Raw genomic sequence first — 16,800 nt, 5'->3', positions numbered from 1 at the left:
TATGCACCCACACTTGATCAGATTACTCAGCCTGTCGGCCCTGACCGTGGGCATTCTGGCGGCCAGCAACAGCGCCCGTGCGGACGAAGTGAAAGCGCCCGAGTTCACCGCCGAACCGTGCTGCAACCTGTGCCCGGCCGCGCATGACGCGAAGAACTACACCACGCGTTATCAGCAGAACTTCACCACCCTGGTGCAGGCGCAGGGCGACTGGCTGTTCCGCACGCAAGAAGACTTGCGCACCGAGTTCAACACCACCCCGGCCGGTTACAAACGCCTGCAACAGCTGCACGATGCGTTCAAAGCCAAAGGCGTCGAACTGGTGATCGTTTACCAGCCAACCCGTGGTCTGGTGAACCGCAACAAGCTCAACCCGCAGGAAAAAGCCGCGTTCGATTACGAGAAAGCGCTGGGCAACTACAAGACCATGCTCGGGCGTTTCGCGCAGATGGGATACGTGGTGCCGGATCTGTCGCCGCTGACCAACGAATCGCTGCCGGACACCCTGCCCGCCCACGATTTCTACTTCCGCGGCGACCAGCACTGGACCCCATATGGCGCCCAGCGCACGGCGAAAATCGTCGCCGAGAAGGTCAAGCAGATTCCGGCCTTCGCCGACATTCCCAAGCGTGAATTCGAGACCAAGCGCTCCGGGCGCATGGGCAAGACCGGCACCCTGCACAACATGGCCGGGCAACTGTGCGGCACCAGTTACGCGATCCAGTACATGGATCAGTTCACCACCGAGCCGAAAGGCGAAGCCGGTGACGGCGACCTGTTCGGTGATTCCGGCAACCCGCAAATCACCCTCGTGGGCACCTCGCACAGCGGCAAGAACTACAACTTCGCCGGCTTCCTCGAAGAGGCGATCGGCGCCGACATTCTCAACGTCGCCTTCCCCGGCGGTGGCCTGGAAGGTTCGATGCTGCAGTACCTCGGTAGCGATGAATTCCAGAAGACCCCGCCGAAAATTCTCATCTGGGAATTCTCGCCGCTGTACCGCCTCGACCAGGAAACCATCTATCGCCAGATGATGTCCCTGCTCGACAACGGCTGCGAAGGCAAAGACGCGCAAATGTCCGCCAGCACCACGCTCAAGCCGGGCAGCAAACAGGAACTGCTGGTCAACAGCAAAAACCTGAACCTGCAGAACAGCAGCCATCAGGTCGACATCCGCTTCGCCGACCCTTCGGTGAAAACCCTGCAAGCCACCCTCTGGTACATGAACGGTCGCCACGAGGACATCAAGATCGAGAAACCGGAAACTTCCGACACCGACGGTCGTTTCGCCTTTGAGCTGCGCACGGACGAAGACTGGGCCTCGCAAAACCTGCTGGCAGTCGAAGTCCAGGGCCCGGAAGCGGGCACCGCGCCGCAGAAAGTCGAAGCGAAAATCTGCAAACGCAACGTATTCCCGGGCGCTGGGCAACAAACCGCTCAGGTCGGGCAATGAGGTCTGCTATGCGAAATCGAACGATCAAACACTTGCTTGCACCATCCCTGCTGACCCTGGCGATGTTCGCCGGGGCCACTCAGGCCGCCGCGCCACTGCGTCCGCCGCAGGGCTACTTCGCCCCTGTGGATAAATTCAAGACCGGCGACAAGAGCGAAGGCTGTGACGCGATGCCCGCGCCGTACACCGGACCGCTGCAATTTCGCAGCAAATACGAAGGTTCGGACAAGGCCCGCGCGACACTGAACGTGCAGTCGGAAAAAGCCTTTCGCGACACCACTAAAGACATCACCACGCTGGAACGCGGCACCGCCAAACGGGTGATGCAGTTCATGCGCGACGGTCGCCCGGAGCAGCTCGATTGCACGCTGAACTGGCTGACCGCGTGGGCCAAGGCCGATGCGTTGATGTCGAAAGACTTCAACCACACCGGCAAGTCGATGCGCAAATGGGCGCTGGGCAGCATGGCCTCTTCGTACATTCGCCTGAAGTTCTCTGACTCGCATCCGCTGGCGCAGCATCAGCAGGAAGCGCAGTTGATCGAGGCATGGTTCAGCAAGATGGCCGATCAGGTGGTCAGCGACTGGGACAACCTGCCGCTGGAAAAAACCAACAACCACTCGTACTGGGCCGCGTGGTCGGTGATGGCCACCGCCGTCGCCACCAACCGTCGCGACCTGTTCGACTGGGCGGTGAAGGAATACAAGGTCGGGGTCAATCAAGTCGACGCCGACGGCTTCCTGCCGAACGAACTCAAGCGCCAGCAACGCGCCCTCGCCTATCACAACTACGCCCTGCCGCCGCTGGCAATGATCGCCAGTTTTGCCCAGGTCAACGGTGTCGATCTGCGTCAGGAAAACAACAGCGCGCTGAAACGTCTGGGTGACCGGGTGCTGGCCGGGGTGAAAGACCCGGACGAATTCGAGAAGAAGAACGGCAAAGAGCAGGACATGACCGACCTCAAAGAGGATATGAAATTCGCCTGGCTCGAACCGTTCTGCACGCTCTACACCTGCCCGCCGGATGTGATCGAGAAGAAGCACGGCATGCAACCGTTCAAGACCTTCCGCCTGGGTGGCGACCTGACCAAGGTCTACGACCCGTCGCATGAAAAGGGCAACAAGGGTTCATGAAAGGCGAACAGCAAAAGCCCCTCACCCTAACCCTCTCCCGGAGGGAGAGGGGACTGACCGAGGTGCTTTTGAGAAATCCGCCGACCTGAAATATCGAGTCGATCTCAGGTGTTGAAAAACAATCGAGATCAGGCTGCAAGGAAATACCGAGTCGATCTCAGGCTTTGAAAAAAACCAGATCAGGCTGCACAGAAATACCGAGTCGATCTCAGGTGTTGAAAAACAATCGAGATCAGGCTGCAAGGAAATACCGAGTCGATCTCAGGCTTTGAAAAAAACCAGATCAGGCTGCACAGAAATACCGGGTCGATCTCCATTTTTGAAAACCATGGAGATCAGGCTCCCTCTCCCCCCGGGAGAGGGCGGGGGGTGAGGGAGCTTTCAAGGCCCTGCACAACCCTGACAGCAACACCGTTTCACCCCTCCACTACCACGGGGGGTTTGGGGGGGCTTTGGCCCTTGACTGTTGGTTCAAACATGGAGAGATCGGGATGGTATTTTCATCCAACGTGTTCCTGTTTCTGTTCTTGCCGATCTTTCTCGGCTTGTACTACTTGAGCGGGCAACGCTATCGCAACCTGTTGCTGCTGATTGCCAGCTACGTGTTCTACGCGTGGTGGCGGGTGGACTTCCTGGCGCTGTTCGCCGGCGTCACCCTGTGGAACTACTGGATCGGCCTGAAAGTCGGTGCCGCCGGCGTGCGCACCAAACCGGCACAACGCTGGCTGCTGCTCGGCGTCGCGGTCGACCTGTGCATCCTCGGCTACTTCAAGTACGCCAACTTCGGCGTCGACAGCATCAACGCGATGATGACGTCGGTCGGTCTCGAACCGTTCATCCTCACCCACGTGCTGCTGCCGATCGGGATCTCGTTCTACATCTTCGAGTCGATCAGCTACATCATCGACGTGTATCGCGGCGACACCCCGGCCACGCGCAACCTGATCGACTTCGCCGCATTCGTAGCGATCTTCCCGCACCTGATTGCCGGCCCGGTTCTGCGTTTTCGCGACCTCGCCGATCAGTTCAACAACCGCACGCACACCCTCGACAAGTTCTCCGAGGGCTGCACGCGGTTCATGCAGGGTTTCATCAAAAAGGTCTTTATCGCTGACACCCTCGCGGTGGTCGCCGACCACTGCTTCGCCCTGCAAAACCCGACCACCGGTGATGCCTGGCTCGGCGCGCTGGCCTACACCGCGCAGTTGTATTTCGACTTCTCCGGTTACAGCGACATGGCCATCGGTCTGGGCTTGATGATGGGTTTCCGTTTCATGGAAAACTTCAAACAGCCGTACATCAGCCAGTCGATCACCGAGTTCTGGCGCCGCTGGCACATCAGCCTGTCGACCTGGCTGCGTGACTACCTGTACATCACCCTCGGCGGTAACCGTAAAGGCACGCTGATGACCTATCGCAATCTGTTCCTGACCATGCTCCTCGGCGGTCTGTGGCACGGTGCGAACATCACTTACATCGTCTGGGGCGCCTGGCACGGCATGTGGCTGGCGATTGAAAAAGCGCTGGGCATCAATACCTCGCCGCGCAGCCTCAACCCGATCCGCTGGGCGCTGACCTTCCTGCTCGTGGTCATGGGCTGGGTGATCTTCCGTGCCGAAAACCTGCACGTTGCCGGGCGCATGTACGGCGCGATGTTCAGCTTCAGCGACTGGTCGCTGTCGGAACTCAACCGCGCCAGCCTCACCGGTCTGCAAGTGGCAACCCTGGTCGTCGCTTACGCAACCCTGGCGTTTTTCGGCCTGCGTGACCTGTACACCAACCAGCCGCCGGCCAAGAGCAAACCTGAAGTCAACGTCGAGGCCAACGGCCCTGCCACCGCAACGCCAGGGATGATCAAAGCCGCGCCTGGCGAAAACCCGGCGAGCATCCATGAGCCTGGCTACACCGTCGGCGTCGAAGCCCAGGTGCAACCGGCTTACTGGACAGCGGACTGGTCGCGCTACGTGATGCGCGGGCTGATCCTGCTGCTGTTCATCGCTTCGATTCTCAAACTTTCGGCGCAAAGCTTCTCGCCGTTCCTTTACTTCCAGTTCTGAGGGATCTGACATGACCCGCTCATTACGCATCTTCTACATCGCCCTGTTCCTGGTGACCTTGTTGGTCCTCGGTCTGTGGTCGGTTCGCAGCTTCTTCGGTTTCAGCACCAACGCCGACGCGACGGTGCTCAACGGCCGCTGGACCAAGGCTGTGGAAACCCACTACGACGACCAGTTCCCGATCAAGCGTCTGGGCACCAACCTCTGGGCCGCGCTGGATTTCAAACTGTTCAACGAGGGTCGTCCGGGCGTGGTGCTCGGTCGCGATCAGTGGTTGTACAGCGACGAGGAATTCAACCCGATCGTCAACGAAGAGCTGAACCTGCAAGGCAACTACGCGCTGGTTGAAGGCGTGCGCCAGACCCTGAAAGAGAAAGGCGTGAAACTGGTGATGGCGATCGTGCCGGCCAAGGTTCGTCTGTACCCGGAGCATCTGGGCGAAGTGAAACCGGCGAGCATTCACGAAAACCTTTATGAGGATTTCCACCACCGTGTCGCGGCGGACAAGATCCTCGCCCCTGACCTGCTCAAGCCATTGCAACAGGCCAAGCAGAACGGTCAGCAAGTGTTCCTGCGCACCGACACCCACTGGACCCCGGAAGGTGCCGAGATTGCCGCCAACACTCTGGCGAAAACCATCGCCGACAAGTTCCCGCTCAGCGGCGAGCCACAGCGCTTCGTTACCACGCCGGCGGAGAAGGTCACGCACAAGGGCGATCTGCGTCTGTTCCTGCCGCTCGATCCGCTGTTCGAAAACCTGATGCCGGCGCAAGAGCCGCTGCAAAAGCGCAACACCGTGGCCGCCGAGCAACCTGCCGGTGACGACGCGCTGTTCGCCAGCAATGAGGTGCCGGTGGCACTGGTCGGCACCAGTTACAGCGCCAACCCCAACTGGAACTTCGTCGGTGCGCTGAAACAAGCGCTGCACAGCGACGTGGTGAGCTACGCCGAAGACGGCCACGGCCCGATCCTGCCGATGCTCAGCTACCTGAAAAGCGATGACTTCAAGAACAGCCCGCCACAGGTGCTGATCTGGGAGTTTCCTGAACGTTATCTGCCTGTGAACAACGAAATCGGCGACGCCGACCCGCAGTGGGTCGCAGAGCTCAAACAAGCCGGTGCTCGCCAACAAAACGTAGCTATCAACACTAAATCCGAGACGCCCGATCGGGCGCAAAACTGAAAGAGAGGTACACCATGACTTTCACTACTACTCCTCGTCGTCTCGCTAAAAGCTTCGCACTGGTTGCTGGCCTCAGCGTGCTTTCCGTCCCTGCCTTTGCCGGTGGCGACGCCGCGCTGTACGGCCCGACCGCACCGAAAGGCTCGACCTTCGTGCGGGTCTACAACGCCAGCAACGCTGAAGTCAGCGCCACCGTCGGCAGCACTAATCTGAGCGACGTTGCGCCACTGGCCAGCAGCGATTTCAGCTTCATGCCGGGCGGTGACTACAGCGCCAAAATCGGCAGCCAGACCCTGCCGGTGAAACTCGCCGGTGACCACTACTACACCCTGGTCAACAACGCGTCCGGCGCGCCGCAACTGATCGAAGAACCGCCGTTCAAGAACAAGCAGAAATCCCTGGTGCGCGTGCAGAACCTCAGCGACAAGCCGCTGACCCTGAAGACCGCCGACGGCAAGACCGATGTGGTGCCGAACGTAGCGGCCAAGGGCCGTGGCGAACGTGAAATCAACCCGGTGAAAGTCAGCCTGGCGCTGTATGAAGGCGACAAGAAAGTCGGCGACGTAAAACCGGTCGCGCTGGAACGCGGTGAGGCAGCAGTGCTGTACGTCACAGGTTCCGGTAGCAGCCTGTCGCCAGTCTGGGTGAAACGCCCGGTGTCGACGCGCTAACAAATTTCCCGAACTGACCCGGTTCCCTGTGGGAGCTGGCTTGCCAGCGATGCAGACGCCTCGGTTCTGCAGATACACCGAGGTGATGCCATCGCTGGCAAGCCAGGCTCCCACAGGAACCGGGGTGAGAGTTCGGATACGAGACAAAAACAAGAGTGAAACGACACATCGTTCGTGCCTCTAACCCAATTGATTTTTATGGAGTAACAACATGATTCCGGTGATCTTGTCAGGTGGTAGCGGTTCGCGTCTGTGGCCGCTTTCGCGCAAACAATTCCCTAAACAATTCCTCGCCCTGACCGGCGAACACACGCTGTTCCAGCAAACCCTCGAACGCCTGGTGTTCGAAGGCATGGATACGCCGATCGTGGTCTGCAACAAGGATCACCGCTTTATCGTCAACGAGCAGCTGGCCGCTCGCAATCTGGAAACCCAGCGCATCCTGATGGAGCCATTCGGCCGCAACACCGCGCCAGCGGTGGCGCTGACCGCGATGATGCTGGTCAATGAAGGTCGCGACGAACTGATGCTGGTGCTGCCGGCCGACCACGTTCTCGATGATCAGAAAGCCCTGCAACGCGCCCTGGCGCTGGCCACCGTCGCCGCCGAAAACGGCGAAATGGTGCTGTTCGGCGTGCCGGCGACCAAACCGGAAACCGGTTACGGCTACATCAAGTCCACTGCCGATTCGCTGCTGCCCGAAGGCGTCAGCCGCGTCTCGCACTTCGTCGAAAAACCCGACGTCAAACGCGCCACCGAGTACGTCGAATCCGGTGGCTACTACTGGAACAGCGGCATGTTCCTGTTCCGTGCCAGCCGCTTCCTCGAAGAGCTGAAAAAGCACGATCCGGACATCTACGACACCTGCCTGCTGACCCTGGAGCGCAGCGTTCAGGATCCGGACACCATCACCTTCGACGAAGCCACCTTCGCCTGCTGCCCGGACAACTCCATCGACTACTCGGTGATGGAAAAAACCCAGCGTGCCTGCGTGGTGCCGCTGACCGCCGGCTGGAGCGATGTCGGTTGCTGGTCGTCGCTGTGGGAAGTCAACGAAAAAGACGCCAACGGCAACGTCAGCAAGGGCGACGTGGTGATTCAGGACAGCAAGAACTGCATGATCCACGGCAACGGCAAACTGGTGTCGGTGATCGGCCTGGAAAACATCGTCGTGGTCGAAACCAAGGACGCGATGATGATCGCCCACAAGGACAAGGTTCAGGGCGTCAAACAGATGGTCGCGACCCTCAACGAACAGGGTCGCAGCGAAACCCAGAACCACTGCGAAGTCTATCGTCCGTGGGGCTCGTATGACTCGGTGGACATGGGCGGACGCTTCCAGGTCAAGCACATCTCGGTGAAGCCGGGCGCGTGCCTGTCGCTGCAGATGCACCACCACCGCGCCGAACACTGGATCGTGGTCAGCGGCACCGCCGAAGTGACCTGCGATGACAACGTGTTCCTGCTCTGCGAAAACCAGTCGACCTACATCCCGATCGCCTCGGTGCACCGCCTGCGCAACCCGGGCAAGATCCCGCTGGAGATCATCGAAGTGCAATCGGGCAGCTATCTGGGCGAAGACGATATCGAGCGGTTCGAAGATATCTACGGTCGCTCCACCCCGGTTGAACGCGGCGTGTCGGTGAAAACCATCGCGCAGTAAAACGTCCGGCAACACAAAAAGCCCCCGCCCGCCCCATTGCGTCCCCTATCCGCAACGGGTCGGGCGGGGGCTTTTGTTCACCTAGCCGTAGGTCGACCCTCGACGAGGGCGCCTGGTTTCTCCGTCTCTGCTGTCCAGATAATCGACCGCCTGCACAACGTCCGGTGCAGACGACACAAAGGCTGCATTAAACGCTTGCTGGACGAACGAACTCAGCCCTGCCGTTTGATCCCGGGACCGGTGCTCGCTGCGGTGCAGCAAATGTTTGCTGGAGCGTCTGAAAAGACGCTCGCGGCACATCCACGGTGGCAGACATCAGCACATTGGCAGGCGCACTCATCTGCTTGTACTGAACGCGCGTCTGCGCCTCTGAGGCCACCATGATGTTACTCATCGCGACAGAGGCCGCGCCGACAATTTGCAGCGCAGGATTTGCCGTGTGCATGAGCATTTTTCCGCTGAATTTAATGGTCGTGGCCACAGCCCCCCGCCTGGCGGCAAGTACTTGTGGGTCTTCGACAGGACTGTTGAAAATATCCGACATCGGGCCCATGACCTGACTTGCAGTTTTTTCACCGAACACCGTACTGATGCCGGCCGAAAGCACCTCGCCGCCGTGATACATCACGGGCCCCGACGGCGGTGAAGTCTGGGTTTTCACGGCGGCCCTTACGTGAGCCTGATGGGTGTTGAGCAGCGAATCGCTGGAGGCTCCAAGCCTGGCCAGTTCCACGGGAATTTCCCGTCGGTAATCCTGCACCCTGGGGTCTGGATTGTCGGCAAAATAATTGCGCACCGGTTGCATGCCGGCAGCCTGCACCGGGTTTACCAGTTTCTGCTTGCCCATATCGTGATAGGTCCGATCGTGAGGTTTCTTCTCTAGCGTGTTCGGATTACGCCCGTCACTGTCGCCGTAGACCAGCGGGTTGTTGCGCATCGCTCGATAACGGTTATGCCCATCAATAGCGCCCGCCGGATCCGGATTCAACCAGCGCTGCAACCAGGACAGGTAATAACGGTATCCGTAGTAATAAAGGCCTGTGGCATCGCGTTCCTTGGCGCAATAACGAACCGTTCGATAACTGACCTGCACCTCTTCACTCCACGCTGTCGCGCCGAACGGATAAAAATGCTCGCGGCTGACCACCGCTGCACTGGCGTCCAGTTCCAGCCCCATCGACCCCAAGTGATCGCTGAAACTGTAGCGGCAGTGGTCGTTGACACCCGAAGGTGGCGCCGTGTCCCAGTGCAGGATCCGTACGTGATTAAGACCGGTCTGAACCGTGATGACCTGCAACACCTCACCGGTGCCACTGTCCGTGCGCAACTCCAGTGCTGGCAGATAACGCACCTGCGCAACGACACGGCGGGCATTGGTCTGCAGCCAACGTATCTTGCGCCCCCGCTGTGCGTTGCCGTCATACAGATAGACCTCGCGATCGTCCGCAGCGCTTTCGCGTTGCACTATCGCCACCGAATCCAGCTGATTGCGCCCATTCCAGTGCACCAGACGCCCTTGATCCAGCATGCGTAAATTGCCCCGGGCGTCGAACGCCGCCGCGATCTGCGCCTCGGTCGGGCGGCACGCCATCGCGCCACCGGCAGGCAGCGGTTGCTGTAGCGCGCCGCCTGCAGTTGATGGCCATGATTTTGTGCGCCCACGTGGGTCAATTCGAGCAGGTTGCCGCCGGCGTCATACCGGTAGTTTTGGGTGTAATTGGCGATTGCCGTCGGTCCGGCACAGGCAGCGCCTGCTTCCCACCCGGTGGCCGCACAGATCTGGTAGAGGCTGTCATAGTAAAAGCGACTGACCGGGTCGATGCGCTGATTGGCGAAGTAGCGCACAGGCAGCGCCTTGTCCTCGATGCTCAGCACGTTGCCCGTCAGGTCATAGGTGTAGACCCAATGTTGCACGACTTCACCCGTGGCTCTGCTGGCCTTTCGTTGCTGCAGACGACCGTCCTCGGGCCGATAGCTCAGGGTGGTCAGCACCCCGTTGCCCGCGACTTCCTGCACAACCAGCCCGTCAGCGTTGTAGCGGATATCACTGACCAGCGTTGTCAAACCCGCGTGCGCCTGCAACTGCACGTGAATGGCCCGCAGGCGCCCAGCGATGGTCAACTCGAAACCCTGCCGATTGCCACACGCATCAACCTGTTCGAGGACATGGCCAAGCGCCCCGAAACGCCAGCCAGTCGTCGCGCCTTCGCCGGGTTCCAGCAGTTGCTCGCGTTGATTGATCGGCTCCGGCCAATCCGGGTTCACCGGCTGCAGCGTGAAATGTCGGGTGTTCTGCAGACATTGGCCACCCAACGCATAAGCGTCGAATAGCAGGCTACCCAGCGGATCGTCGTGGCGAATCAACTGACCGCACTGGTTATGCAGCTCACCGACACCAGGCTCGCCGTAGATAAAACGCTCGGCGCAGCGTCGCGGTTCTCCCGCACCGGCTTCGAAAACGGCAACCGGGCGTAACAATAAGTCATGTTCAACTTCGCGCAGGGTGCCGCGACTGTCCCAACTCAACAGCACTTCATCGCCCAGCCCCTGCAAGACGACCTGCGTACCGGCATCGACGCTGTCCGAATGCAATACCTGACCACTCAATGTGTAAACCATCGTCAGGTTGGCAGGCGCCAGCGGATCGCTCATCTGCAGCAACCACAACCGCGGATCCCATTGCTCGACTGCATGCCCGGCCGCATTAAAGCCAGTGCGGTTGATGCGGGTTTGCGCAGACGTGCCCTCCACCTCACGCCAATAATCGACCGCACGCACAGACAGCCCTCGCGGGTCGTTGACCGAAAGTCGCGGTGTTTTGCTGTGCATGCTCATAAGTCCGCTCCGCACGACGACAGCGTCCTGTCAGCGGTCATCTGAACAGCCGAACACATGGGAGGCTACTGTCAGAAATTACAGTGCCGACCAACGGTAGGAAGGTTTGCTCGACGAATGTCTATTCCCGCCCCCCTTAGGTAGGATGGTGCTCACGAATTCAAGGAGTATTCCGACATGTTCATCGGCGTCCTGCTGATCATCACCTGGCTGGTCCTGTTGCTGCGGTACCCGGCCAAGGCTGTGCCGGTGTCCGTGGCCGCTGCTGTCGGTCTGGGCCTGGTGGCGGTGTGGGTGGTGTGGCTGGACAACCGCGAGATCAAGCAACTGGCGCGGCTGGAGATGCGCATCACCTACGCGCCTGAACAATGCCCGGCGGATCGTCCACTGCAACTGAAAATGAACAACGGCAACGATGTCCCGCTGACCGAATTGCGCTGGCGCATCGCTGCCTACGCACCGGGCGACACGGTCAATCTGGCCGACAACCAATACACCGCCCCGCGCTATCGCGGCCCTGGCGAATTGCAGGCGGGCGGCAGTTGGGAAGATTGCCTGCCGATGCCACCGCTGCGCCCCGGATATCGCCCGCAAACCCTGGAGTTTCGCGCCGAGCGATTGCAGGGTAGTTTCTCCGACTGATCCCCTCCTCCACTGTTAGCACAAGGAATGCGCCATGCCCGTTGCGTTGATTACCGGTTGTTCTAGCGGCATCGGCCGCGCACTCGCCGACGCCTTCAAAGCCGCCGGTTTCGAAGTCTGGGCCAGTGCGCGCCGGGCCGAAGACGTAGCGACTCTGGCCTCGGCCGGCTTCACCGCCGTGCAACTCGACGTCAATGACGCGGTGGCACTGGAGCAATTGAGTGAGCGCATCAACCAGCAACACGGCGGCCTCGACGTGCTGATCAACAATGCCGGTTACGGCGCGATGGGGCCGTTGCTCGACGGCGGTGTGCCGGCCATGCAGCGCCAGTTCGAAACCAACGTGTTCTCGATTGTCGGTGTCACCCGCGCACTGTTTCCCGTGTTGCGCCGGGCCAAAGGCCTGGTGGTGAATATTGGCAGCGTGTCGGGGGTGCTGGTCACACCGTTTGCCGGTGCGTACTGCGCTTCAAAAGCGGCGGTGCATGCGTTGAGCGATGCCTTGCGCATGGAACTCGCGCCGTTCGGTATTCGCGTGATGGAAGTGCAGCCAGGGGCGATCCAGTCGAGCTTCGCCAAGAATGCCGGGCATGAGGCGGAGCAGTTGATCAACGAGCAATCGCCGTGGTTTCCCGTGCGCGAAGGTATTCGCGCACGGGCCAAGGCTTCACAGGACAAGCCGACGCCGGCCCGTGAGTTTGCTGCCGAGTTGTTGAAGGCTGTGCAACAGAGCAAACCGCCTCGGTTGGCGCGAATCGGCAATGGCAGCCGGGCGTTGCCGTTACTGGCGACGCTGCTGCCAAAGGGCTTGCTGGAATCAACGCTGATGAAGCGCTTCGGCCTGCACGGCAAGCTCTGATCCCGGGGATAGCCCGTTCACCGCTGCATGGCAATGAAGCGTCCGGGTCAGCGTGGCGCGGCCATGAGGTTGGGCAGGGATTCGAACTCAGGCGCTTGTCCCGCCGCTGCCGGGTAGAGCAGCTGGACCGAAATCGGCAGTTCCTTGCCCGGCTCCAGCAGATACTGGTCACCCGGTGGCGTCACCAATTCGATGATGCCCTCGGTTGCATCATGCACAACATCGAGCCAGGGTTGGGTGTAGATTTTCGTGCCCGCCGGTAACCCTGCACTGGAAAATTTCCACTGACTGAATGGCTGGCTGTTGGACGTGACCTTAACGTCGTAACTGTAAATCCAGCCGCCCGAGGCATCCTGCCACTTTGCGGCGAATGCCTGTCGCGTTGAAATAGCCTGCTCTGCACCCGTCTGAACGAACACCGGCCAATAGCCATCTTCATACTCTGGCTGGTAATAAACCATGCCGATTACTTCGGTAACTTTCGACAGTTCGACATCGCGATCCGTTGTGAAGGTAAGTGTTCGTCTTGGGTTCCAGCCGGTAACTTGCGGCTCAGTAATAGTCAGGTTGCTGTAACCGGATGAGTGGCTCAAGGTTGCGCCCGACTGGGGCATTGACGCATGCAAAAAAGTGGCGCCATGGTAAGTCCTGAATTGCAGGCGCGAGCCCACGGGTGGGGGTGTACCATCGGTTTCAAGGGTAAAGCCGAGCGTCACCGGTTCGCCGGCAACAATACGGCTGACAGAATTATCCATCCTGATTTCAATCACTTCCATTATCTGAAACTTCCATTTTAATAATAATAAACAACACTACATCCGCAAGACATTGAACAATGCCAGACCGAGTGAAAAGTTGACTAATTAACGCCATCGACAGATGACAGGAAGAACACTAACACATCAAAAACGCAGTAAACACAAATTCAACAGATACTTACAATCGACCAAATCAAACAACTATCGTTAGTTACTTAAAACAATAAGCATTACTCGCGAAGACTCCCTTCCTCGCGAGTAACTTCTTATTCCAACGGACTGACCACCACTGTGCACGTAATCCCTGCCGCCAACAAAACGCCCTCCGGCACTTGATCAATGTGAATCCGCACCGGCACTCGCTGCGCCAGACGCACCCAGTTGAACGTCGGGTTCACATCGGCGATCAATTCACGGCTCTCCGGGTTGTCGCGGTCGTAGATGCCGCGCGAGATGCTTTCCACATGGCCCTTCAAGACTTCGCCGCTCATCAGTTGCATGTCGGCCTTGTCACCCACACGCACATGCGGCAGTTTGGTCTCTTCGAAGAAGCCGTAAACCCAGAACGAATTCATGTCGACCACGGCCATCTTCGCCTCGCCGATACGCGCATAGTCACCGCGATGCACATTGAGGTTGGTCACGTAGCCGTCCACCGCCGCGCGCACTTCGGTGCGTTTGAGATTGAGTTCGGCCGCCTCGAGCTGCGCCTGCGCGTGTTGATAGTCAGCCAGTGCCGAATCGGCGATGTTGCTGGCGTCGTCGCGGTTTTCCTTGGAGATCACCAGATTGTCGAGGTCGGCGCGGCGATGGGCGTTGACCTTACGCATTTCCCAGGTGGCCTTGCGCGAGGCGACCAGCGACTGCGCCTGCTTCACCGCGATGCGGTAGTGCTCGGGATCAATCTGCATCAGCAAATCGCCCTTCTTCACCAACTGGTTGTCACGCACCGGCACGTCGATCACTTCACCGGTGACGTCGGCAGCGACGTTGATGATGTCCGCACGCACCCGACCATCGCGGGTCCACGGGGTGTTCATGTAGTGCTCCCACAACGAGCGACCGATCCACAGCGCCAGGGCCAGCACCAACAGGGTCGCGAGCAGGCTGGAAAAACTTTTTCATCAGGGCCTTCTTCAGAGATAGAGAGTCAACGGTAAACAGTCAGCGCCATCGCGCCGAACAAACAGGTAAACAGGCTCAGGCGCAGCAGCGCCGGGTGCCAGAAGAAGCGGTACAGGTCGAACCCCGAGAGGAACCGGTCCAGCGCCCAGGCCAGCGCCGCAGCGACGAAAAACATCAGGGTCATGGTCGGCATGTACACGCCGTGGAAGGCGATTTCACGAGGCATGGGCAAGTCCTTCGGGCTTGGCGACGGCATAGGCCGCGAGTGGGGATTGCGGGTCGAGCAACGAGGTGCGGATAAAGTGCAGGTAGCTCTTCACCCGACGCAGGGCCGAGGTGTCGAAGTGCGGCGCGAACGGCTCGTCGGTGGCGGCAACCCGGCTGATCGCGTGATCGACCGCCACCAGTGCGCGCTCCAGATTGCTCTGGTTCGGTTGCAGGAACAGTCGCACCAGCGCCCGGCCCATCACGCGGATCGCCTGGCGCCACGGCTGCGATTCGGCATAGGCCGGGTGCACCGGCAGAATCGCCTGCTCCTTGCGTAACTCGATGATCGCGTGGCCGACTTCGAGCACCACGAACATCCAGCGCAGCAGGTTCTTTTGCACGGTCGGCTGCCCGGCGGCGAGCCCATACGCCTGATGCAGCAAATCGCGGGTGCGGCTCTCGAAACTCGACGCCAGGCCCTTGAGCTTGCCGCTGATCGCATACACCACCTGACCGCGCAGATCCTGCTCCAGCCGCCGCCATAACCAGCGACTGTTCGGCGGCAGAATAATTGCGCCCGCTGCCGCGCAGACCAGCATGCCCATGACCATCGCGATGTAGTCGTTGATAAAGGTGTAGGGGTTGTAGACGGTCAGGTTGTCCGGCACCGAACCGGTGCTGAAGAAGATCAGCAGACCGAGGCCGACCCCGGCGTATTGCGGCCGCGAAGTGAGGAACGAACCGAGTACGATCACCGGTGCGAGCATCACGCACAGCAGCGCAAAACCGTCGATCCACGGGAAGATGAAAAACATCTCGACGAAGCCGATCAACGCACCAAGGAAGGTGCCGCACGCCATCTGGAACGCCATGCGTTTCGGGTTGGGTGTGGCAGCAGACAAGCCTACGGTGGCGGCGGCAATCAACGTCATGGTCGCGCCGCTCGGCCACGCGGTGGCAACCCAGTAACTACCCAGCACGATCAGGATGAACGAGGCGCGAATCCCCGAAGCCGCAGCGGCCCACCAGTTGGTTTGCGGGGTGAACGGCTCGTCCCAACGCTCGCGTTCGTGGTGGTGATCGGCCAGCGACGCGTGGGTCTGGGCGTAACTGTGCAAGTCGTCGACAAAGCGATAGAGCAGTTCGTACGCGGTGTGGAAATCCAGTTGCTCGGCGTCGCTCGGTTCGCGCTCCTGAAAGATGGCGCGCAAGGTTCGCACCCGCGTCGGCAGGCCTTCCTTGTAGGTCGCCAGCGCCATCGCCAGGCGTGCGGCGTCGGGGCTGGTCAGGGCGCGGCCGCTGAAACCGTCGAGCACTTCGGCCAGGTCCTGCAGGCCCGGTCTGATCGCAGCCACCACGTGCTCTTCGCCGTTGCCGCGCAGGCGTTCGAGCAACTGATGCAGGGCATTGAAGCGTGTGGTGATGCCCATGAACTCGCTGTTCAAACGACTGAGGCGACCGTTGCGCCGACGCATGTGCGGGTCTTCGAACACCGTCACGCTGCGCAACCCTTCCAGGCCCACCGCTTCGGCGATGAAGCGCACGTTGCTGGCTTCGAAGGCCTCGGCCTTGCTGCGCCCGCGCAAGCCATCGGTGACGAACAGGGCAAACACGCCGAAGCGCTGATACAAGGCGTTGCGCATCGCCGCACTGGCGGTTTGCGGCAGAATTGCGGCGCTGATCACGGTCGAGCAGAGAATCCCCAGCGAGATCTCCAGCACGCGCCACACGGCGGCCATAAACGCGCCGTCCGGGTGCGCCAGCGCGGGCAACCCGACCATCGCGGCGGTGTAGCCGGCGAGGACAAAACCGTAGGCGCGGAAGTTACGGCAGCGCGCGGCGCCGGCCGAGCAGATCCCGACCCAGATCGCCAGCGCCCCCAGGAACAGTTCGGTGTTCTGCGCGAACAGCGCGATCAGCGTGACCATCATGGCCGACCCGGCCAGGGTGCCGAGGAAGCGATAGAAACTCTTGGCAAACACCTGCCCGCTCTGCGGCTGCATGACGATGAACACCGTAATCATCGCGGTGCGCGGCTGTGGCAGTTCCAGACGCATCGCCAGCCACAGCGTGAGGAACGCGGCGAGCAATACCTTGAAGATGTAGACCCAGGTCACGCCATCGCTGCGTGCCCAGTCGAAAAAACCACGGCGCCATTCCAGGGCGTAGAGCCAGCGCAAAGGTGCGGGCAAGGGAGTCATGAATTCTGCTCAG

12 protein-coding genes and 1 pseudogene are annotated in these 16,800 nt (G+C 60.2%); 8 read left to right on the top strand and 5 right to left on the bottom strand.

Features of this window, described 5'->3' with window-relative positions; translation table 11 throughout:
• Window position 1 precedes the first annotated feature (1 nt).
• From ACXX9E_RS10480 to ACXX9E_RS10455, 6 genes are all read left to right on the top strand, one after another.
• Complete coding sequence (locus ACXX9E_RS10480; RefSeq protein ID WP_429541401.1) at window positions 2-1,453, top strand: alginate O-acetyltransferase; 1,452 nt, start codon at window positions 2-4, stop codon at window positions 1,451-1,453.
• Between the two features lie 8 nt (window positions 1,454-1,461).
• On the top strand, window positions 1,462-2,586 hold the full coding sequence (locus tag ACXX9E_RS10475; protein ID WP_447808514.1) for a mannuronate-specific alginate lyase: 1,125 nt from the start codon (window positions 1,462-1,464) through the stop codon (window positions 2,584-2,586).
• 491 nt (window positions 2,587-3,077) lie between these two features.
• Entirely contained in the window at window positions 3,078-4,643 is a 1,566-nt protein-coding gene (locus ACXX9E_RS10470; protein WP_458555397.1) for an MBOAT family O-acyltransferase, read from the top strand.
• A gap of 10 nt (window positions 4,644-4,653) precedes the next feature.
• Window positions 4,654-5,826 (top strand): alginate O-acetyltransferase, encoded by a 1,173-nt coding sequence (locus ACXX9E_RS10465; RefSeq protein ID WP_458555396.1) that lies wholly within the window; start codon window positions 4,654-4,656, stop codon window positions 5,824-5,826.
• Window positions 5,827-5,840: 14 nt separating this feature from the next.
• Window positions 5,841-6,497 (top strand): alginate O-acetyltransferase AlgF, encoded by a 657-nt coding sequence (locus ACXX9E_RS10460; protein WP_123464827.1) that lies wholly within the window; start codon window positions 5,841-5,843, stop codon window positions 6,495-6,497.
• 211 nt (window positions 6,498-6,708) lie between these two features.
• Window positions 6,709-8,160: a mannose-1-phosphate guanylyltransferase/mannose-6-phosphate isomerase gene (locus ACXX9E_RS10455; protein ID WP_123464825.1), complete on the top strand. Its 1,452-nt coding sequence runs from the start codon at window positions 6,709-6,711 to the stop codon at window positions 8,158-8,160.
• 81 nt (window positions 8,161-8,241) lie between these two features.
• On the opposite strand, the pseudogene ACXX9E_RS10450 reads toward ACXX9E_RS10455, so the two are convergent.
• Window positions 8,242-10,995, bottom strand: a pseudogene (locus ACXX9E_RS10450) (RHS repeat domain-containing protein).
• Between the two features lie 177 nt (window positions 10,996-11,172).
• Between ACXX9E_RS10450 and ACXX9E_RS10445 the strand changes: the two are divergent.
• Together ACXX9E_RS10445 and ACXX9E_RS10440 are read left to right on the top strand one after the other, a co-directional pair.
• The gene (locus ACXX9E_RS10445) at window positions 11,173-11,637 is read left to right on the top strand and encodes a multidrug transporter (protein ID WP_123464821.1); all 465 of its coding nucleotides are present in this window, start codon (window positions 11,173-11,175) and stop codon (window positions 11,635-11,637) included.
• Between the two features lie 34 nt (window positions 11,638-11,671).
• A complete protein-coding gene (locus ACXX9E_RS10440; RefSeq protein ID WP_128613649.1) occupies window positions 11,672-12,496 on the top strand; it encodes an SDR family oxidoreductase in 825 nt (274 codons plus the stop codon).
• A gap of 47 nt (window positions 12,497-12,543) precedes the next feature.
• Here ACXX9E_RS10440 and ACXX9E_RS10435 read toward each other — a convergent pair whose 3' ends face one another.
• From ACXX9E_RS10435 to ACXX9E_RS10420, 4 genes are all read right to left on the bottom strand, one after another.
• On the bottom strand, window positions 12,544-13,272 hold the full coding sequence (locus ACXX9E_RS10435; RefSeq protein ID WP_322376390.1) for a hypothetical protein: 729 nt from the start codon (window positions 13,270-13,272) through the stop codon (window positions 12,544-12,546).
• A 248-nt stretch (window positions 13,273-13,520) separates the two neighbouring features.
• A complete protein-coding gene (locus ACXX9E_RS10430) occupies window positions 13,521-14,360 on the bottom strand; it encodes an efflux RND transporter periplasmic adaptor subunit (protein WP_458556576.1) in 840 nt (279 codons plus the stop codon).
• A 44-nt stretch (window positions 14,361-14,404) separates the two neighbouring features.
• Window positions 14,405-14,605: a DUF1656 domain-containing protein gene (locus ACXX9E_RS10425; RefSeq protein WP_003221811.1), complete on the bottom strand. Its 201-nt coding sequence runs from the start codon at window positions 14,603-14,605 to the stop codon at window positions 14,405-14,407.
• Window positions 14,595-16,787 (bottom strand): FUSC family protein, encoded by a 2,193-nt coding sequence (locus ACXX9E_RS10420; protein ID WP_123464813.1) that lies wholly within the window; start codon window positions 16,785-16,787, stop codon window positions 14,595-14,597. Before ACXX9E_RS10420 ends, ACXX9E_RS10425 begins: the two co-directional genes overlap by 11 nt.
• Between the last annotated feature and the right edge of the window lie 13 nt (window positions 16,788-16,800).

The sequence above is a fragment of the Pseudomonas sp. GNP014 genome, from assembly GCF_054344005.1.
Note: the sequence above shows the minus strand (reverse complement) of the source record. Positions and strands in the feature narration are given on the sequence as shown.